This window comes from Mycobacterium paraense (assembly GCF_002101815.1).
In the GTDB taxonomy this organism is placed as follows: domain Bacteria; phylum Actinomycetota; class Actinomycetes; order Mycobacteriales; family Mycobacteriaceae; genus Mycobacterium; species Mycobacterium paraense.
Genome location: NZ_LQPM01000003.1, coordinates 86,507 through 104,650 on the forward strand (window position 1 = coordinate 86,507; position 18,144 = coordinate 104,650).

The following is an 18,144-nucleotide window of genomic DNA, read 5'->3' on the forward strand; positions in this document are numbered from 1 at the left end:
CGCGCCGCCCAGCCTTTTCTCGTCCCAGCGACCGAGAAAAGGAATCCCATGACCAACCCCCGAACCATCGTCGCCAAGGCCGCCCGCGTCGTCGGGCTCGCGGCAGTCTTGAGCGCGGCCGGCGGCTCGATGGTCGCGTTCGCCGCGAGGGCCGACGCGGCCCCGGGCGCACCCGTCCCCCGCCACGAGGGGATGCACGGCAACCCGGCGGCCGCGGCGCCCTACTGGCGCTACCAGCAGCAGGACCGCGACTGCGGGGAGATGGCGGTGGCCGACGTCGTCGGCCAGGTCACCGGCCACGAACCCACCGAGGACGAGATCACCGCCGCGGCGGGGAACATCCCCAGCGTCAGCCATCCCGGCCCGATTTACCGGCCCGGGAGCAACACCAAGAACTCGGACCTGCCCGTGCTGCTGGCGCATTATGGCGTGCCGGCAAACGCGGTCCACCCCAACCTCGACGCCGTCGCGCAGGACCTGGATCAGGGGCGCAAGGTGATCGTCGGGATCAACGACAGGATCCTCTGGAACAAGGGCGGCGACCGTAGCCAGGAAAACCACTTCGTCGTCGTCATCGGCGTCGACACCGCGGCCAACGTGGTGCACCTCAACGACAGCGGCATCGCGGCCGGGCGCGATGAACAGGTTTCCATCGCCACCTTCGAAGCGGCGTGGCGGACCAGCGACAGCTTCGCCGTCGTGACCAGCTGACGGACGGTGCACGCTTCGATTCGTCGAGCCTGTAAATCCGCAGAAGAAGTGCGAGTAGCGGCCGGCGAAATTACCGGCTCGGCGCAGAGAAAGGCGTCAGACCATGGCCCGGCGGCCGGTGAGCGCGCGGCCCAGCGTCAGCTCGTCGGCGAACTCCAAGTCACCGCCCATCGGTAGCCCGGAGGCGATCCGCGTCACGGTCAGGCCGGGGATGTCGCGCAGCATCCGGACGAGGTAGGTGGCCGTCGCCTCCCCCTCGGTGTTGGGGTCGGTGGCGATGATCACCTCGGTGATGTCGACGTCGTCGACCCGCTCACCGATGCGGGTCAGCAGCTCGCGGATGCGCAGCTGCTCGGGACCGACGCCGGAAAGCGGATCCAGCGCGCCGCCCAGCACGTGGTAGCGGCCGCGGAATTCGCGGGTGCGCTCGACGGCCTGGATGTCCTTCGGCTCCTCGACCACGCAGACCACAGACGCATCTCGACGGGTGTCAGAACAAATTCTGCAGCGCTCGTCGTCGGAGACGTTGCCGCAGACCGCGCAGAACCGCACGCCCTCGCGGACCTTCCCCAACACCGCGGTCAGCCGGTCGATCTCCGGCGGTTCGACCGACAACAGGTGGAACGCGATGCGCTGCGCGCTCTTGGGCCCGATGCCCGGCAACTTGCCGAGCTCGTCGATCAGATCCTGGACAGGTCCCTCAAACATGTCGGTGCAGCGTCACAGCCCCGGCATCTGAGTCGGCGGCGGCGCCGGCGGCTGGGCCGGCTGGGCGCCCATCCCACCGGCCAGGGCCCCGAGCCGCTCCTGCGCCATCTTGGTGACCTGCCCCGAAGCGTCGCGCATGGCGCCGACGATCAGGTCCTGCAGGGTCTCGATGCCGCTGGGGTCGACGACCTTGGGGTCGATCTCCACACCGATCACCTCGCCGCTGCCTTTGACGACGACCTTGACCAAGCCCCCACCGGCCTCACCGTGTATCTCGGCGTTGGCGAGCTGGTGCTGGGCCTCCAGTAGCTTTTGCTGCATCTGCTGCGCCTGGGCAAGCAGTTGCGACATGTCGCCTCCGGGTTGCATGACAATCCCCTCGCATCTTGGTCTCGAGTTGGTTTCGCCTGTGGGTGCCGGGCGATTCGAAACACCCAGCGTAGACCGCGCGAGGTTACCTTTGCGCCGTGGACCTACGAGTGAGCAAGCGTGTCGGAATCAAACTGGTGATCGGTGTGCTGGTTGCCGCCTCGACGGCGGTCATGCCAACGGCGGCGGCAGTTCCCTCCAACATCGCCGGCATGGTCGTTTTCATCGACCCCGGCCACAACGGCTCCAACGACGCGTCCATCTCCCGCCAGGTGCCGACCGGGCGCGGCGGCACGAAGGACTGCCAGGCCAGCGGGACGTCGACCAACACCGGGTACGGGGAGCACACGTTCACCTGGGATACCGCCCTGCGGGTGCGCGCCGAGCTGAACGCGCTGGGCGTCCGCACAGCCATGTCGCGCGGCAACGACACCGGCCTGGGGCCCTGCGTCGACGAGCGGGCCAACATGGCCAACGCGTTGCACCCCAACGCGGTCCTGAGCATTCACGCCGACGGCGGCCCGCCGTCGGGGCGCGGCTTCCACGTCAACTACTCGGCGCCGCCGCTTAACCAGGCGCAGGCCGGGCCCTCGGTGCAGTACGCCCGCATCATGCGCGACCAGATGCAGGCGTCGGGCATTCCGCCCGCGAACTACATCGGCCAGGACGGGTTGTACGGGCGCTCCGACCTCGCCGGTCTGAACCTGGCGCAGTATCCGTCGATCCTGGTCGAGTGCGGCAACATGAAGAATCCCGTGGACTCGGCGCTGATGGAGTCACCCGAGGGCCGCCAGAAATACGCCGACGCGCTCGTCCGTGGCGTCGCGGGCTTCCTGGCCACCCAGGGCCAGGCGCGCTAGCTTTCCAGTTCCTTCTTGAGGTTGGCCAGCACCTCGCCCTGAATCCTCTTCAGCCCCAAGGGCGCAAAGGTCTTCTCGAAGAAGCCCTTGACGCCGCCCGCGCCCGTCCAGCTGGTCTTCACCGTGACGCTGGACCCCGGCCCGGCGGGAGCCACCGTCCAATTGGTGATCATGGACGAGTTCGCGTCCTTTTCGATCACGGTGTGGCCGGCCACATCAACGTTCACCTGCACGTCGCGAACCCGTGACTTGGTGGCCTGCAGCTTCCATTTGGCGACGGTGCCCGCCCCCTGCCCGCCCTGCAGCACCTGGTACTCGCTGTACTGCGGGGACAGGATCTTTGGCCGCATCTTCTGGTAGTCCGCGACCGCGGCCAGGGTTGCCCCGGGCTCGACGTTGATCAAGATCGTGCTGGCTGCGCTCACCTGGCCCATCAGGCGCGACTCCTCTTTTCGATGTCCTGCGATCCCCCCGCGCGCGGGTGCACGGGCTGTTTCCGAAGACTAGGGTATATGTGGTGCCTGTCCCTGGATCTGCACTCTCGGCTCACGCAGCGGGCGTCGACCGGTTGATGGCGAGTTATCGATCCATCCCCGCGACGTCCGCCGTCCGACTGGCTAAGCCCACCTCAAATCTGTTCCGCGCCCGCGCCAAACGCGATGCGCGCGGGTTGGACACCTCCGGTTTAACCGGCGTTTTGTCGGTCGATCCAGATACCCGCACCGCCGACGTGGCCGGCATGTGCACGTATGAGGACCTGGTGGCCGCGACCCTGCCGTATGGCCTTTCGCCACTGGTGGTTCCGCAGCTGAAGACCATCACCCTCGGCGGTGCGGTCAGCGGCTTGGGCATCGAGTCGGCGTCCTTTCGCAACGGCCTGCCCCACGAATCGGTGCTGGAGATGGACATCCTCACCGGCGCAGGCGAACTGCTGACCGCGTCGCGCACCCAGCACCCGGACCTGTTTCGCGCGTTTCCCAATTCCTATGGCACCCTGGGGTATTCGACCAGGCTGCGCATCGAGCTGGAGCCCGTCGCACCGTTCGTGGCGCTGCGGCATATCCGATTCCGCTCGCTGCCCGATCTGGTCGCGGCGATGGAACGCATCATCGACACCGGCGGGCAGGGCGGGACCCCGGTGGACTACCTGGACGGCGTGGTCTTCAGCCCCGACGAAAGCTACCTCTGCGTGGGCCGCCGGACCGCCACCCCGGGACAGGTCAGCGATTACACCGGGAAAAACATTTACTACCAATCGATTCGGCATGACGCGGCCGGCTCGAACACAACTCAACAGGCCACCAAGGACGACCGGCTGACCATTCACGACTACCTCTGGCGCTGGGACACCGACTGGTTCTGGTGCTCCCGCGCATTCGGCGCCCAGAACCCGCGGGTGCGACGCTGGTGGCCCCGCCGCTACCGGCGCAGCAGCTTCTATTGGAAGCTCGTGGCCCTGGACCAGCGTTTCGGCATCGCCGACCGCATCGAGAAGCGCAATGGCCGCCCGCCGCGCGAGCGGGTGGTGCAGGACGTCGAGGTGCCGGTGGAACGGACCTGCGAGTTCTTGGAGTGGTTCGCCGCCAACGTGCCCATCACGCCGATCTGGTTGTGCCCGCTGCGGCTCCGCGATCACGACGGCTGGCCGCTGTACCCGATCCGCCCGGACCACACCTACGTCAACATCGGCTTCTGGTCGTCGGTGCCGGCCGGCTCGACCGAAGGCGCCACCAATCGGGCGATCGAGGCGAAGGTGAGCGAGCTGGACGGGCACAAGTCGCTGTATTCCGACTCCTTTTACACCCGCGAGGAGTTTGACGAGCTCTACGGCGGGGAGGCTTACAAGACGGTCAAGAAAACCTATGACCCCGATTCGCGTCTCTTGGACCTGTACGCAAAGGCGGTGCAACGGCGATGACGACGACAAAAGAGCCCAACCACACCACCACCGGGAAGCTCAGCATGGCGGAGATCCTGGAGCTGTTCGCCGCGACCGGGCGGCACCCGCTGAAGTTCACCGCGTACGACGGCAGCACCGCCGGCAGCGAGGACGCGGAGCTGGGCCTGGACCTGTGTTCCCCCCGCGGTGCCACCTATTTGGCCACCGCCCCCGGCGAACTCGGCCTGGCCCGCGCCTACGTGTCGGGTGACCTGCAGACGTACGGCGTGCATCCCGGCGATCCGTACCAGTTGCTCAAGACGCTGACCGACCGCGTCAACTTCAAGCGGCCGTCGGCGCGGACGCTGGCCAACGTCGTCCGCTCCATGGGCTTCGAGCACCTGCTGCCCGTCGCCCCGCCGCCGGAGGAGGCGCCGCCGCGGTGGCGGCGGGTCGCGGCCGGCGTCATGCACAGCAAGACCCGGGACGCCGAGGCCATCCACCACCACTACGACGTCTCCAACACGTTCTACGAGTGGGTGCTGGGCCCGTCGATGACCTACACCTGCGCGGTCTACCCGCACGCCGACGCGACGCTGGAAGAGGCCCAGGAGAACAAGTACCGGCTGATCTTCGACAAGCTGCGCCTGCAGCCGGGCGACCGGCTGCTCGACGTCGGCTGCGGCTGGGGAGGCATGGTGCGCTACGCGGCGCGGCACGGCGTCCGCGCGATCGGCGCCACGCTGTCGGCCGAGCAGGCGAAATGGGCGCAACAGGCGATCGATGCCGAAGGCCTTGCGGACCTGGCCGAGGTGCGCCACTCCGACTACCGCGACGTCACCGAGGCGGAGTTCGACGCCGTCTCCTCGATCGGCCTGACCGAGCACATCGGCGTCAAGAACTACCCCACTTACTTCGGTTTCCTGAAGTCCAAGCTGCGCACCGGCGGCCTGCTGCTCAACCACTGCATCACCCGCCACGACAACAAGTCGACGTCGTTCGCCGGCGGGTTCACCGACCGCTACGTCTTCCCGGACGGTGAGCTCACCGGCTCGGGCCGCATCGTCACCGAGGCCCAGGACGCCGGCCTGGAGGTGCTGCACGAGGAGAACTTCCGGCATCACTACGCGATGACGCTGCGCGACTGGTGCCGCAACCTCGTCGAGCACTGGGACGAAGCGGTCGAGGAGGTCGGCCTGGCGACGGCCAAGGTATGGGGCCTCTACATGGCGGCGTCCCGGGTGGCCTTCGAGCAGAACAACCTTCAGCTGCATCACGTGCTGGCGGCCAACGTCGCCGCGCGCGGCGACGACGGCCTGCCGCTGCGGCCGTGGTGGCAGCCCTAGCCCGCCGCTAGCCCCCGTCGATCCGGCGGGCCCCCAGCTCGTTCTGCAGCAGCTCGAGTGCGACCTCCTCGGGGTCGCGTCGCGGCGCCGAGGACTCGCTGCGGCCGGCCTCGGCGAGCATGTGTTCCTCTTCGTCGCGCTGCGCCGAATCCGCCTCGGCCGGCTCGTCGATCGGCGCTTCCTGCCGGGCGGGCGCCGGGGCGCTCGCGGCCGGCTCGCCGGCGCCGACCTCGCACCGCACCCGCCAGCTCACCCCCAGCGCGTCTTTGAGCGCGTCGGCGATGACGTCGGCGTTGCGCTGCTCGCAGAGACGCTTGGCCAGCGGAGCCGACGCGTGGGTGAGCACCAGCGTGTCGCCCTCCACCGCCCGCACCGTGGCGCCCGCCAGCATCACCTCGGTGGTGCGGCTGCGCTGGCGCACCTTGTCACGCACCGTCGGCCACATCGATCGCAGCGCGGCCGCGTTGAGTTCGCCTGGGGCAGCGGGTGATTCGGGCTCGGGCGCGGGCGGTGGCGGGGCCGGTTCGGGCGCCGGCGCCGGCGTCGGCTTCGGCTCGGATTTCGGCTCGGGTTTCGGCTCGGGCCTGGCGACGGGCGCAGCGGCCTCCTTGCGCGGCCTGACGAAGGTCGCCGCGGGCCGGGGCGGCGCGGGGCTCTCGGAGGCGGGCAGGGACACGCCCAGCCGGGTCTCGATCCGCTCGACGCGCTGCAGCAGCGCCGACTCGGCGTCGCTGGCCGACGGCAACAGCAGCCGCGCGCACACCACCTCGAGCAGCAGCCGCGGCGCCGTCGCACCGCGCATCTCCCCGAGCCCGGCCTGCACGACCTCGGCGTAGCGGGTCAGGGTCGCGGGGCCGATCCGCGCCGCCTGCTCGCGCATCCGGTCCAGCACGTCCTCGGGCGCGTCCACCACGCCGCGGCTCACGGCATCCGGAACCGATTGCAGCACAATGAGATCCCGGAACCGCTCCAGCAGGTCGGTGGCGAAGCGCCGCGGGTCGTGGCCGGCGTCGATCACCGATTCGACCGCGCCGAACAACGCGGCGGCATCCGACGCGGCGAGGGCATCCACGGCGTCGTCGATCAGCGCGACGTCGGTGGCGCCGAGCAGCCCCAGCGCGCGCTGGTAGGTCACGTGGTTGCCCTCGGCGCCGGCCAGCAGCTGATCCAGGACCGAGAGCGTGTCGCGCGGCGAACCGCCGCCCGCCCGGATCACCAGCGGGTACACCGCGTCGTCGACGACGACGTCCTCCTGCTCGCAGATCCGCCCGATCAGCGCCCGCATGGTCTTGGGCGGCAGCAGCCGGAACGGGTAGTGGTGGGTGCGCGACCGGATGGTCGGCAACACCTTCTCCGGCTCGGTGGTGGCGAAGATGAAGATGAGGTGCTCGGGCGGCTCCTCGACGATCTTGAGCAGCGCGTTGAACCCCGCGGTGGTCACCATGTGCGCCTCGTCGACGATGAACACCCGGTAGCGCGACTGGGCGGGCGCGTAGAAGGCGCGGTCCCGCAGCTCGCGCGTGTCGTCCACGCCGCCGTGGCTGGCGGCGTCGAGCTCCACCACGTCGATGCTGCCGGGCGCGTTGGGCGCCAGCGCCGTGCAGGACTCGCACACGCCGCACGGGGTGGCCGTCGGCCCCTGCGCGCAGTTCAGCGACCGGGCCAGGATGCGCGCCGACGACGTCTTGCCGCAGCCGCGCGGCCCGGAAAACAGGTAGGCGTGGTTGATCCGGCCGGCCTCCAGGGCGATCGACAGCGGCTCGGTGACGTGCTCCTGCCCCACCACCTCGGCGAAGGTTGCCGGTCGATACTTGCGGTAGAGGGCCACGGTCAGCAGGCTACCGGCGCGCGGTGACTAGAGCCCGGCGGGCGTCGAGTGTGCATCCCCGGCTTTTGAGTGTGAAGCAGCGGTCGGCTCGCCCGGCGTGTCGTCGCCGTCAGCTCACACCCGACGCGGAGGAAACCAGCATCGACTCCGTGGCCGCCAGCAGCGCACAGGTCGCGAGCCCGTCGACCGCGTCGCGTAGGTCCGGCAACGACGGGAAGGTGGGCGCGATCCGAATGTTCTTGTCGTCCGGATCTTTCCGATACGGGAACGACGCGCCCGCCTCGGTCACCGCGATGCCGGCATCCTTGGCCAGCGCCACGGTCCGCCGCGCGGTGCCGGGCAGCACGTCGAGGCTGATGAAGTAGCCGCCCTTGGGTTCGGTCCACGAGGCGATCTTGGAGTCGCTCAGCCGGTTGTCCAGAATCTCGAGCGCCAGCGCGAACTTGGGCGCCAGGATCTGCTGGTGACGCTGCATCTGCAGGCGCACCCCGTCGGCGTCGCCGAAGAAGCGCAGGTGCCGCAGCTGGTTGACCTTGTCCGGGCCGATCGACTTCTTTCCCGCGTATTGCAGGTACCAGGCGATGTTGCCCAGCGACCCGCCCAGGAAGCTGACCCCGGAGCCGGCGAAGGTGATCTTCGAGGTGGACGCGAAGACGTAGGGGCGGTTGGGGTTGCCGGCCGTGGCCGCGAGCCCCAGCACGTCGACCTGGCGGAGGAAGTCGTGCGTGAGGGTGTGCACCGCGTAAGCGTTGTCCCAGAACAGCCGGAAGTCCGGCGCCGCCGTCCGCATCTGCACGAGCCGGCGCACCGCCTTCCAGGAGTAGGTGATGCCGGTGGGGTTGGCGAACACCGGTACCGCCCACATGCCCTTGATCGCGGGATCGACGGCGACCAACTCCTCGATGAGGTCGACGTCCGGCCCGTCCTGCAGCATCGGGACCGCGATCATCTCGATGCCCATCGTCTCGGTGATGGCGAAGTGGCGGTCGTAGCCGGGGACCGGGCACAGGAACTTGACGGCCGGCTCGTCCTTCCAGGGCCGCGGCGAGTCCACCCCGCCGTACAGCATCGAGAAGGCGACGAGGTCGTGCATCAGCTCCAGGCTGGAGTTGTTGCCGGCGATCAGGTTTTGCACCGGGATCCCGAGCAGCTCCCCGAAGATGGCCCGCAGTTCCGGCAGGCCGTGCAGGCCGCCGTAGTTGCGGGTGTCGGTGCCCTCGGAATCGCGGAAATCGTCGCCGGGGAGGCTCAGCAGCTGGTTGGACAGGTCGAGCTGCTCGGGCGAAGGCTTGCCGCGGGTCAGATCCAACGCCAGCTTCTTGCCCTGCAACTCCGCGTAATCCTGCTGGTTGCGCGCGTGCACCGCCGTCAGCTCGTCAGGGCTGAGGGAATGGAACGACACCATAGCTATTGCGGGCCCTTTCACCGTCCAACCGGGGTGGGGTCACTCATCGAACCACTGGCGATCGCAAGCGCGGCGGAGCCGGGCGAAGCGGGTCGCCAGTCATCCAACATAGGGGACCCCGCGCACCCGACAGAGCCCATTGACCCTTGCTGCCTTCCGGCCCTGGGGGAGTTCACAGGATAGACGCCGCGCGGGGTCCTTCGGCGAGTCTAGTACCTGGCCGGAAGCGATTAACGGCGGCCATGACACCCTCGGTTACCATGGCCCACGGAGGATTCGCCTAGTGGCCTATGGCGCTCGCCTGGAACGCGGGTTGGGTTAATAGCCCTCGCGGGTTCAAATCCCGCATCCTCCGCCACCGTCGCACCCGATGAGGCGCGACCACACACGGGGGTTGTTTGGAATCGCTTTGACCGGCCTTTAGGCTGGCCTGGGCTTACCAGCAGCATGAGGAGGCGTATGGGGCGCAAGGTCGCCATACCGTGGCACGCGACGTTTTCGATCGCTGCCGGCGTCCTCTACTTCTTTTTCGTGCTGCCCCGCTGGCCTGAGCTGATGGGCGACATCACGCATTCGGTGGGGACGACGCTGCGCATCGTGACGGGGGCGCTGATCGCCCTGGCCGCGCTGCCGGTGGTTTTCACCCAGTTGCGGACCCGCAAGCCGGAGTTGGGCACCCCGCAGCTGGCCCTGACCATCAGGCTGTGGTCGATCGTGGCCCACGTGCTGGCCGGCGTGCTGATCATCGGCACGGCGATCGGCGAGATCTGGCTCAGCCTCGACGCGGCCGGCCGGTGGCTGTTCGCCATTTACGGCGCCGCCGCCGCGATCGGCGTGCTCGGCATCTTCGCGTTTTATCTGTCGTTCATCGCCGAGTTGCCGCCGCCACCGCCGAAGCCGATCAAGCCGAAGAAGGAGAAGCGCAAGAAGCGAGGCCTGCGCGGCAAGAAGGGCGACGAGACCGACGAGGCGACGGAAGAACTCGCCGAGGAGGGCGCCGAGCCCAAGGCCGAAGAGGCCGAAGAGACCGAAGAGGCCCCGGAAGCCGAAACAAGCGAGGAAGCCCCGGCCGGGGAGCCGGTCGAAAAGCCGGTCGAAGATCCTGTGGCAACGGCCGAAGCTTCCGAGGAGGCGCCGGACGCGCAGGAGACCGAAGAGGTCAAGGGTGGGCTGCAGAACCGCCGCCCGACCGGCAAGGGCTCCCACCGGATGCGGCGCCGGCGCACCCGAGGCGGCGTCGCGGTCGACGAGTGACCTCCGCCCACGGCGTCAGCGGCGCTTGAGGCTTTCCACGTAGGCGGCGATGCGCCGCTGCGTCTCCTCGGCGCCCCACAGCTGGGTGACCTCGCTGTCGACGAGGGCGCCCTCGCGCATCCGCGCCAGGGCGGGTGCCCGCAGCTGCACTTTGGTATGGCGATAGGCGTCGGCAGGGATGCCACCGAGGTCGGCGGCCTCCGCCACGGCCGCCCCGACGAGGTCGTCGGCGACCACCCGATGGACGAGCCCGTTGGCGATGGCCTCGTCACCGCGGTACACGCGCCCGCCCAGCAACACGTCCTCGGCGCGGTCCCCGCACGCGTAGCGCATCACCTCGAGCGCGGCGACCGGAAACGGCACCCCGACGCGCACCTCGGACGCCCCGATCTGCGCCTCGGGGCTGATCAGCCTGCGATCGCAGGCGCACGCCAGCACGCAGCCACCCGCGATGGCGGCACCGTTGATCGCGGCCACCGTCGGGCCGGGATAGCAGAACATCGCCTCGAACGCCTCGGACAGAGCCGGGATCAGCCGGTCGGTGTAGTCGGTGCCGCCGTCGACCACCCGGTTGAGGTCGACACCTGCGCTGAACGCGCGCCCGGCCCCGGTGATGACGAGCGCTCCCGCCCCGGAGTGCTGCAGCTCGCCCAGCGCGTCCGTCAGCTCTTTGAGCAGCTCGACGTCCTGGGCGTTGACGCGCCCGGAGGACAGGGTCAGTACCTGGACCGCGCCGGCGGCTTCGATCTCGATCACGATGAGACGATAACGACGGGGATGTCGGTGTTCTCGTCGGTGTGGTAACTGGCGCACACCCGGTGGTAGCCGTCGGCGATCTGCAACGGCACGCCCCTGGTGAAGTCGCCGCGCACCAGCAGGATCGGGGACAGCGCTTGCCCCTTCTTGATCTTGGAAAGGTCCGCGGCGACGTGGGGATTGTCGTCGGGCAGCAGCCTGAGCTGCGCCGCCCGGAGGATGTCCTTCGCCTTCTTGTGGCTGACGATTCCGGCCTTCAGCTTTTCCGCCAACTGGTTGGCGATACCGGGCTCCGCGAGCAAGGCGAGGTAGTCGGCCGCCGCCGGGAAGTCATGCGCTTCAGGCTTTTCCAGCCATTTCACGCTCGCCATCGCGCGTCTCCCTTCATGGGCCGTGTCGAGGCAGCCTACCGGCCCGGGCGCGAAATTGGGATCGGTAGCGGCCCGCCACGCCTGTACTTGCGCACATGGCGGCGCCAATGGGGCGGCGCATGAAGGAAGGAAAACCTGTGAATCGTCTTATCGCGGGAGCGATTGGAACCCTCGGCGTCGCGTCGGCGCTGGTGGGCTGCTCGAGCGGCGGCCACACGGCCGCCCCGGCATCGAGCACGGCGCCCAGCGCCGCCCCCGCCGGCACCAACGCGCAGGTCAAGGTGGGGGGCACCGACCTGGCCGGCCTGAACCCGTCCTCGGTGACCTGCGTCAGGACCGGCGGCAAGATCGACATCGGCAGCGGCAACTCGGGCGCCCAGCAGGCGCTGGCCGTGGTGATGACCGACGAGGCCACCCCCAAGGTCGAGTCGCTGGCCCTATTCGTCGACGGCAGCGCCCTGTCGGTCAGCAACGGCATGGGCGCCAAGGTCGGTTCGGCCAACGTGGCGGTGGACGGCAAGACCTACACCATCACCGGTCAGGCCCAAGGCGCCGACATGAAGAACCCGATGGCCGGCCTGATCACCAAGGACTTCAACATCAAGGTGACCTGCGGTTGATCGATCGAACTCCGGGGCGGCGGGCGACCCCTCACTCACGCGCCCGCCGCTCCGGAACCTCGCCATGCCCGCGACGGCGGACTTATGATGCAGCCGTGTCGATCCCCGTCGAATTGGCGAACGCCCGCCGGCTGGCGTATGCCGCCGACGAGACGCGCGCGGGGGATCTGCTGTTGTCGCTGGTGCCGCAGATCGAGCGCGAAGACCGTGACGATCTGATGCTGGAAGTCCTTGCGCAGCTTGGCGAGATCTACCTCGCGCGCGGGACGAACGACGGGGTGCGCGAGTCCATCCGGCGCATCCGCGAGTGTTTGGCCATCTATTCGGGGATCGCCGCCGGAACGATGCCGGACGCCGCGGCGCAGGTAAGCCTGTCCGGCGCCGAGGTGGCGCACCTCATCTGCCGATACTCGCGGCGGGCGCTGTTTTTGGAGGCCGGCCTGGCCGCGGCCGTCGGCGACCACGAGGGCGCCGCGTCGGCGCTGAGCGCGTTGGGCGACACCGGGTCCGACTTCGGCGACCTGGCCGGCGAACACACCTACCTGCGCGCCCACGCGCAAGTCTTGTGCGCCTCGGCGCTCTGCGACGACGACCTGCATGTGCAATCGGTCCCGCTTTGGGAAGAGGCGCTTGACGGCGTGGAAAGCCTCCGAGACGGCGGCGAGCTGGCCGATCACCTCCTGATCGCTGTCGGCACCGCGTACGGCAGATTCTGCGTGGAGACCGGCCGGTTGGCCGAGGCCGAGCCCTGGTTGCGCCGCGCGGGGGCGAGGGCGGAGGTGCGGGGATGGGAATTGGCGAGCGCCCGAACGAAATTGGAGCGCGCGGCGGCCAGCTGGTCGATGGGCGACCACGCGACCACCGAGCAACTGGCCGCCGAGGCCCAGCCCGTCATCGCCCGATACGACCGGGCGCACGACCTCGCGCGGTGCTGGCTGTATCTGGGGTTCACCCGGCTCGGCTCGGGCGCGCTGGAAGCCGCCGACGAGTGCTGGGCGCATGCCGAGCGGCACTGGCGTGAACTGGGCAAGCCCTTGCACCTGCACCGCATCTTGTTGCAGCGCAGCTGGATTGCCATCTTCTGGAGCCGCTTCGCCGACGCGGTCGAGCTGATCGCCCAGGCCCGGGAGCTACTCGACTCCTCACCCCGCAGCAGCTGGCTGCAGTACGCCCAGCTCGACAGCCATCTCGGCACGGTGTGGCGCGCGGATGCCTTGGCCGACCTCGGTTTCGACAGTTCGGGCGACCCGGACGAGACGCTGCAGGAAACCGAGGCGCGGCAGGCCGAGGGGCTCGGCATCCTGCACGGCGAGGTCGGCACCCCGCAGTACTGGCGCGGGATGAAAAAACTCGAACAGGCCGCCGAGCTCAAGGTCCCGGCCGCGCTCGCGGTCGACTCGGTGCGGTATTCGATTGCCGACGCCGACGCGAGATCACGCTGGGCCGCCAGCATTTCGGCGCCCATCCTGGCCGGCGCCTTCGCCGTCGCGTGGGAGTGGGAGAACACCCAACTGATCAGCGAGTTGGTCGAATACCACAGCGCGCGCGGCACTTTCGACACGGATTTGGAGCGGCCCAGAATCGGCGAATGGGCCTCGACGGCCACCGCGACCGTCGTCCTCGACACCGACGCGGAGGTGGCATTGGCCGCGGCCGGCCCGGCGACGCCGCGCGCCGGCGGCTCGCTGACGCGGCTCGGCCCCTTGCCGCCGCTGCAGATGCAGCCCGACAGCCCCCCGATCATGAGCCACTACCGCGACCTGGCGCGGCAGCGCTACGGCCGCGCCGTCACCGCCGCCGAGCCGGCCTGGTCGACCTGGCCATGAGCGATTCGGACCGGCTGACTCTGGTACTGCGCTTCGCCGACGTCGGGATCGCCACCTACGGCAGTCTGCGGGTCGTCGGGCAGCCCGCCAAGACCGTCAATTGGGTTGTGGAGGAACCGATTCTGCTCGCGGCGTTGCAGGAGTTGACTCAAGCCCTCCCCGAGCCCCTCGGCGACGAGAGTCGCCCCGACGCCATCGAGCGGGCGCTGACCAATGGTCCGTTCGCGACGCCGGAAGCCGAACTCACGGTGGCCTACATCCTCGGGGTGCTGCTGATCGGGTCGGCAGGGTGGGAGCTGTTGGCGCAGTGCGCGGCATCGCCGCGGGCGGTGTTGTTCGTCTCGCCCAGCGCCCGATTGGCGCGCGTGCCCTGGGGGCTGCTGGCCGTGCCGAAATCGGGCCCCAGCAAGGAAGAGCTGGTGCGCGCCCGCCAGGACGCCATCACCCGCAGCGGGCGAGTCGCCGCCCGAATCCCGTGGCAGCTAGCGGACATCGGCGACCACACCGACGGCCACCGGCTGATGGAACTGGTCGACGTCCTGATGGCGGTGCCGCCCAACATCGTTCACTCGCCGCGGGCGCCGGCCGGCTGGGACGCCAGGCGCGGCGCCGCGCCGGTGCTGGTGCTCGACCCCCGGGTGCCCGGGCAGCGCCCCGACTCCGCGCTCGGCTCGGTGCTCGGCAGGCCGTCGCCGGAAACGCCGCTGGCGCAACACTTCGGCGCGCTACTGCAACGCCGCGCCGTGCTGCCCGAGGTCGCCGACTCGGTCGAGCTGTTCCGCCGCCAGGACGCCGACCGCCTCTGGCTGGCCAAGCAGCTGGCGCAGGCACCGAGCCGGCTCGTGTACGTCGGCCACGCCAGTTCGGCGCACGGCCGGGCCGACCAGGCCGCGCTGCACCTGGCCTGCTCGGCCGGGATCGCCGGAGATGCCGAGGCGATCGGCGATCACCGCCCCCTGACCGCCTCGGACCTGATGTCGCTGCAACTGCCGATCCCGCCGCGGGTCGCCCTGCTGGCTTGCGGCTCAGGCGGCGACTACCAATTCGACGAAGCCACCGGTCTGGTGGCGGCGATGATTCTCGGTGGCGCCGAGCTGGTGACCGCCACCCTGTGGTCGCTGCCCACCTCCGCGGCCTATCGACGGTTCGGCGGCGGCCAAGCGGCCGATCCGATGGCCGATGTCGTTGTGGCCGTTGACGACGCGCACGACGGCGCCGACGCGGGGTGCGCGGTGAATCGCTGGCAGCGTGCCCAGATGCGGCGCTGGCGGGAGGGCGACGTCACCGCCAGCCCGCTGTATTGGGGCGCCCTGGTCACTTTCGCGGTGGACGGGGCGCGATAGCGCTCAGACCGACGCCGGCCAGGCGGCGTGGACGGCCAGCACGTCGTCCGGCAGCGAAAGCTCCTCGCGGGCAGCGGGATCGAACGCCACCAGCACGACGAGCCCGGGCCGCAGCATCGACACATCCGGATCGCCCGCGCCGCCCGCCAGTTTCCCGATGAAGGTCTCGCCGGAAACGGCGACCACCTCGATGAAGATCTGGCGCTCGTCGCCGACGTCGCGCACGGTGCCGACCGCGACGGCGGGTCCGGCGGGAACCCGGCGCCGAGCGAATTGGAACCGGTCCAGCAGCATGATGAGCTTCTTCATGCCACCAGGCTCCAACCGCCGGGCGGCTACCGAACCCAACTTTTCGGCTGCCGATATTTTCCGCAACCCCCTATCCTGTCCAGATGAGCGCGGATTCGCAGGTCGCGACCGACGTCGCCGTGGGCCACCCGCGCCGGTCGGTGATCGAGGCCGCGTGGCGCGCGATCGGCCCCGGCGTCGAGGTGCTCAGCAGCGACGACGGCGGCCCCTTGAGCCGCACCGTCAAACGCATCCTCGACCCGTTGGTGCTGCGGCTACGCGCCAATCCCCAGTACTCGGCCCCCGTCGTCCCACCGGAAACCGCCGCCGCGATGCACGACCTGATCGTCGGCAGCGGGCGCGAACTGCGTTACGCGGCATCGTGGTTCGACACCCTCAAGCTCGAGCGCCGCAGGCAGCGGATACGCACCGGCAACGCCCAGGAACTGTATTTCCCGGTCTGCTTCGAGCTCGCGGTGACGAAAGGCGCACCGGCGCCGCAAGATCGGGAGACCGCTGCCGCCGTACTCACCGATATCCACCAGGGCCGCGACCGCACCGCGATCGAGGTGTTGCGCCAATACGTGGCCAGCCCCGACGTCGTCGGCAGGCTCGCCGAGCAGCTCGACCGCAGCTGGCGTGACGTGCGCGCCGCACCACCGGAAACCGGCCCGTTCCTGGCCGAACTCGGCACGGTGCTCGGACCCGCCCACGGCCATCGGGCCGCGGCGGCCCGGCAGCGTGTGTGGTCGGCCGTGATCTCCGACGCGACCCCGTACAACCTGGGAGCGCTGGCCCGGCTGGACGGCGCCGAGCTGCCGTGGTCCATCGTCGAGCTCGGCTTGAGTTCGGTTGAGCCACAACGGCAGCCCCGAATCGCCGGTGAATCCGACAGCGATCGCCCGCTGGATCGCAGCGTGGTGGATCGGGTGCGCGCGACGCTGCGGCGCGCCATGGACCGCGACGCGCTGCCCGACATCCCGCTGCTGTGCGAGGAGGAAGTGGACCGGGCATCCGCGCCCTGGGGGCTGTTGTCCGAGGACAAGCAGGCCACGCTGGTGGCCGGCATCGAGGTGGCGGTCGAGCTCGCGCCCCTGGACCCGTCGGTCTCCAGCCGCTACGCGTTGGCCGCGCAGATCCAGGCCCGGCTGCGCAAGGAGGCCTACGTGCTGCACGCGCGGCGCTACCTCGCCGAGGGCGGCCCGATCCATCCCCGGCAACGGCAGGTGGTCGACGACCTCGCCGCCTATGCGCAGCCCTACCTGAGCCGGCTCTGGGCGCGGCTGCACGGCCGCGACGTCTGGCAGGAGCCCTGCGATGACGTCGACGAGGTGCGGTCACTGCTGGAGGGCGTCGCGCGGTCGGTGAGCCTGGATCACCGGCAACGGATCAAGGCGATGCTGGAATTGCAGGTGGCCGGATGAGATTGGTCGCCGATTCCGGGCTGTGGACGACGGGTGCCGCACCCGCCGAGACGCCGCTGACCGCGGTGCTGGAGGTCAGTGGCGCGGTGCTGTCCTGGCTGATCGACGATCCCGCAGACGATGCCGGAACCCGAATCGCCTTCACCGATTTGTCGCGCGCCGACTGGCTGTGGCGCGTCCTGGGCGAGTCCGGGCACGTCGCCCTCGTGTCGGCGGTCGACGTCGCGGCCGATCAACCGCACGGCATCGAGCTCGCCGGCGTCGAGATCGTGCCCGGATCCCTCGCCCCGCTGCGGCGGCTGGCCGTGGGCCATTGGTTGCGGCGGTGGTGGCCCGCCAGCCGCCTGGACGGCATCGCCGGGCTCGACCGAGCGCTGCTCGACGTGGAGGTCGCGCTGCTGACCTCCGGTGCGCAGGGCTTCTTCACCGACGACACCCTGGACTCGGACGTGGAGGAGCTGCTGGCGCCGCACGCCCTGGCCCTGTCCAGCCACGCCCGGGGTGGCGATCCGCGGGTCCTCGATTTGGTGCGGGCCGGCGCCGGGCTGGCCGAGGAGGTGGGCGTCGACGGCGCGGGATGGGCGCAATTGCACGCGCTGCTGGATGATTCGGGCATGGCGCCGGCCGGCGAGCTGGCCCGGCCGGCCGGGCGTCGGGATGACTACGCGCTGGCCGCCGGCACCGGCGCGGGCCCGCGGGGCGCGGCCCCGATCGCCCGCGGCGCCGCGTCCGTCAGCTGGAGCGCGGTGCCGCCCGGGATCTTCGACGCGAGCGAGAACACCGTCGACTGGAGCGTCGAGGTGGCCGGCGCCGAGGTGGTCGCTGTCGTGCGGGCGGGCGTGATCGGGCCCGGCCCGGCCACCGGCATCGCGGTGCAGCTGCGGTCGGGGTCCATCAGCGGCAGCGGCGCCCTGGACGCCGACGGCGATGCCACTCTCCCACTGGTCGACGGCGAGCGGCGGCCGGTGACGGAATCGGCTGCCTGGGACCACGATTGGTCGGTGACGTCGGTGATCGTCGGCGCCGAGGTGTCCGACGGGATCGAGACGCGCGACACCCGGGACAGGGTCCGCCGCTGGGCGCGGGCGCGGCTGGACCAGCCGTCGAACGACGCTTTCCTGGCCGAGATCCTGGCTGCGGAATCGGATTACTGAGG

Annotated in this window: 18 protein-coding genes, 1 tRNA gene and 1 other RNA gene; 11 read left to right on the top strand and 9 right to left on the bottom strand. The window is 69.9% G+C overall.

Features of this window, described 5'->3' with window-relative positions; all coding sequences use genetic code 11:
• Positions 1–48 precede the first annotated feature (48 nt).
• Entirely contained in the window at positions 49–711 is a 663-nt protein-coding gene (locus tag AWB89_RS01575) for a C39 family peptidase (protein WP_085171274.1), read from the top strand.
• A gap of 96 nt (positions 712–807) precedes the next feature.
• On the opposite strand, the gene recR is transcribed toward AWB89_RS01575, so the two are convergent.
• Complete coding sequence (gene recR / locus AWB89_RS01580; protein WP_085094988.1) at positions 808–1,419, bottom strand: recombination mediator RecR; 612 nt, start codon at positions 1,417–1,419, stop codon at positions 808–810.
• A 12-nt stretch (positions 1,420–1,431) separates the two neighbouring features.
• The gene (locus AWB89_RS01585; RefSeq protein WP_085171275.1) at positions 1,432–1,788 is read right to left on the bottom strand and encodes a YbaB/EbfC family nucleoid-associated protein; all 357 of its coding nucleotides are present in this window, start codon (positions 1,786–1,788) and stop codon (positions 1,432–1,434) included.
• A gap of 98 nt (positions 1,789–1,886) precedes the next feature.
• Between AWB89_RS01585 and AWB89_RS01590 the strand changes: the two genes are divergently transcribed.
• Positions 1,887–2,648 (top strand): Rv3717 family N-acetylmuramoyl-L-alanine amidase, encoded by a 762-nt coding sequence (locus tag AWB89_RS01590; RefSeq protein WP_193791111.1) that lies wholly within the window; start codon positions 1,887–1,889, stop codon positions 2,646–2,648.
• Here the strand turns inward: AWB89_RS01590 and AWB89_RS01595 are convergent.
• A complete protein-coding gene (locus tag AWB89_RS01595) occupies positions 2,645–3,082 on the bottom strand; it encodes an SRPBCC family protein (protein WP_085094992.1) in 438 nt (145 codons plus the stop codon). The genes AWB89_RS01590 and AWB89_RS01595 overlap by 4 nt on opposite strands.
• Before the next feature lie 80 nt (positions 3,083–3,162).
• Between AWB89_RS01595 and AWB89_RS01600 the strand changes: the two genes are divergently transcribed.
• Complete coding sequence (locus tag AWB89_RS01600) at positions 3,163–4,566, top strand: FAD-binding oxidoreductase (protein WP_085171276.1); 1,404 nt, start codon at positions 3,163–3,165, stop codon at positions 4,564–4,566.
• On the top strand, positions 4,563–5,873 hold the full coding sequence (locus AWB89_RS01605; RefSeq protein WP_193791354.1) for a class I SAM-dependent methyltransferase: 1,311 nt from the start codon (positions 4,563–4,565) through the stop codon (positions 5,871–5,873). The genes AWB89_RS01600 and AWB89_RS01605 overlap by 4 nt, the downstream gene beginning before the upstream one ends.
• Positions 5,874–5,880: 7 nt before the next feature.
• Here AWB89_RS01605 and AWB89_RS01610 read toward each other — a convergent pair whose 3' ends face one another.
• From AWB89_RS01610 to ffs, 3 genes are all read right to left on the bottom strand, one after another.
• The gene (locus tag AWB89_RS01610) at positions 5,881–7,701 is read right to left on the bottom strand and encodes a DNA polymerase III subunits gamma/tau (RefSeq protein WP_085171277.1); all 1,821 of its coding nucleotides are present in this window, start codon (positions 7,699–7,701) and stop codon (positions 5,881–5,883) included.
• A 109-nt stretch (positions 7,702–7,810) separates the two neighbouring features.
• Positions 7,811–9,103 carry an aspartate aminotransferase type Ic gene (locus tag AWB89_RS01615; RefSeq protein ID WP_142282411.1) on the bottom strand — a complete coding sequence of 431 codons (1,293 nt, stop codon included), beginning with the start codon at positions 9,101–9,103 and terminating at the stop codon, positions 7,811–7,813.
• Between the two features lie 109 nt (positions 9,104–9,212).
• An RNA gene (gene ffs, locus AWB89_RS01620) (signal recognition particle sRNA small type) lies at positions 9,213–9,309 on the bottom strand.
• A gap of 66 nt (positions 9,310–9,375) precedes the next feature.
• Here ffs and AWB89_RS01625 point away from each other — a divergent pair.
• Both AWB89_RS01625 and lucA read left to right on the top strand, forming a co-directional pair.
• A tRNA-Ser gene (locus AWB89_RS01625) sits at positions 9,376–9,464 on the top strand.
• Positions 9,465–9,565: 101 nt separating this feature from the next.
• A complete protein-coding gene (gene lucA, locus AWB89_RS01630) occupies positions 9,566–10,360 on the top strand; it encodes a lipid uptake coordinator LucA (RefSeq protein WP_085171279.1) in 795 nt (264 codons plus the stop codon).
• A gap of 15 nt (positions 10,361–10,375) precedes the next feature.
• Here lucA and AWB89_RS01635 read toward each other — a convergent pair whose 3' ends face one another.
• The gene (locus AWB89_RS01635) at positions 10,376–11,116 is read right to left on the bottom strand and encodes an enoyl-CoA hydratase/isomerase family protein (protein ID WP_085095001.1); all 741 of its coding nucleotides are present in this window, start codon (positions 11,114–11,116) and stop codon (positions 10,376–10,378) included.
• Positions 11,113–11,487 (bottom strand): hypothetical protein, encoded by a 375-nt coding sequence (locus tag AWB89_RS01640; RefSeq protein WP_085095003.1) that lies wholly within the window; start codon positions 11,485–11,487, stop codon positions 11,113–11,115. Before AWB89_RS01640 ends, AWB89_RS01635 begins: the two co-directional genes overlap by 4 nt.
• Before the next feature lie 137 nt (positions 11,488–11,624).
• Between AWB89_RS01640 and AWB89_RS01645 the strand changes: the two genes are divergently transcribed.
• From AWB89_RS01645 to AWB89_RS01655, 3 genes are all read left to right on the top strand, one after another.
• Positions 11,625–12,107 (top strand): lipoprotein LpqH, encoded by a 483-nt coding sequence (locus AWB89_RS01645; protein ID WP_085095005.1) that lies wholly within the window; start codon positions 11,625–11,627, stop codon positions 12,105–12,107.
• Positions 12,108–12,202: 95 nt separating this feature from the next.
• Positions 12,203–13,933, top strand: coding sequence for a hypothetical protein (locus tag AWB89_RS01650; protein ID WP_085171280.1), 1,731 nt, complete (start codon positions 12,203–12,205; stop codon positions 13,931–13,933).
• Positions 13,930–15,276, top strand: a complete 1,347-nt coding sequence (locus AWB89_RS01655) for a CHAT domain-containing protein (RefSeq protein WP_085095009.1) — start codon at positions 13,930–13,932, stop codon at positions 15,274–15,276. Before AWB89_RS01650 ends, AWB89_RS01655 begins: the two co-directional genes overlap by 4 nt.
• Before the next feature lie 3 nt (positions 15,277–15,279).
• On the opposite strand, the gene AWB89_RS01660 is transcribed toward AWB89_RS01655, so the two are convergent.
• Positions 15,280–15,624 (bottom strand): hypothetical protein, encoded by a 345-nt coding sequence (locus AWB89_RS01660; protein ID WP_085171281.1) that lies wholly within the window; start codon positions 15,622–15,624, stop codon positions 15,280–15,282.
• Between the two features lie 44 nt (positions 15,625–15,668).
• Between AWB89_RS01660 and AWB89_RS01665 the strand changes: the two genes are divergently transcribed.
• Together AWB89_RS01665 and AWB89_RS01670 are read left to right on the top strand one after the other, a co-directional pair.
• Complete coding sequence (locus AWB89_RS01665; protein ID WP_085171282.1) at positions 15,669–16,988, top strand: hypothetical protein; 1,320 nt, start codon at positions 15,669–15,671, stop codon at positions 16,986–16,988.
• Positions 16,985–18,142 (top strand): hypothetical protein, encoded by a 1,158-nt coding sequence (locus AWB89_RS01670; RefSeq protein ID WP_085171283.1) that lies wholly within the window; start codon positions 16,985–16,987, stop codon positions 18,140–18,142. The genes AWB89_RS01665 and AWB89_RS01670 overlap by 4 nt, the downstream gene beginning before the upstream one ends.
• Positions 18,143–18,144 lie beyond the last annotated feature (2 nt).

What these genes read in the sequence shown, in the direction of transcription:
- AWB89_RS01595 (WP_085094992.1), bottom strand. Translation starts at nt 3,082, where the DNA reads ATGGGCCAGGTGAGCGCAGCCAGCACGATCTTGATCAACGTCGAGCCC.
- AWB89_RS01670 (WP_085171283.1), top strand. Translation starts at nt 16,985, where the DNA reads ATGAGATTGGTCGCCGATTCCGGGCTGTGGACGACGGGTGCCGCACCC.
- AWB89_RS01605 (WP_193791354.1), top strand. Translation starts at nt 4,563, where the DNA reads ATGACGACGACAAAAGAGCCCAACCACACCACCACCGGGAAGCTCAGC.
- AWB89_RS01575 (WP_085171274.1), top strand. Translation starts at nt 49, where the DNA reads ATGACCAACCCCCGAACCATCGTCGCCAAGGCCGCCCGCGTCGTCGGG.
- AWB89_RS01640 (WP_085095003.1), bottom strand. Translation starts at nt 11,487, where the DNA reads ATGGCGAGCGTGAAATGGCTGGAAAAGCCTGAAGCGCATGACTTCCCG.
- recR (WP_085094988.1), bottom strand. Translation starts at nt 1,419, where the DNA reads ATGTTTGAGGGACCTGTCCAGGATCTGATCGACGAGCTCGGCAAGTTG.
- lucA (WP_085171279.1), top strand. Translation starts at nt 9,566, where the DNA reads ATGGGGCGCAAGGTCGCCATACCGTGGCACGCGACGTTTTCGATCGCT.
- AWB89_RS01585 (WP_085171275.1), bottom strand. Translation starts at nt 1,788, where the DNA reads ATGCAACCCGGAGGCGACATGTCGCAACTGCTTGCCCAGGCGCAGCAG.
- AWB89_RS01665 (WP_085171282.1), top strand. Translation starts at nt 15,669, where the DNA reads ATGAGCGCGGATTCGCAGGTCGCGACCGACGTCGCCGTGGGCCACCCG.
- AWB89_RS01655 (WP_085095009.1), top strand. Translation starts at nt 13,930, where the DNA reads ATGAGCGATTCGGACCGGCTGACTCTGGTACTGCGCTTCGCCGACGTC.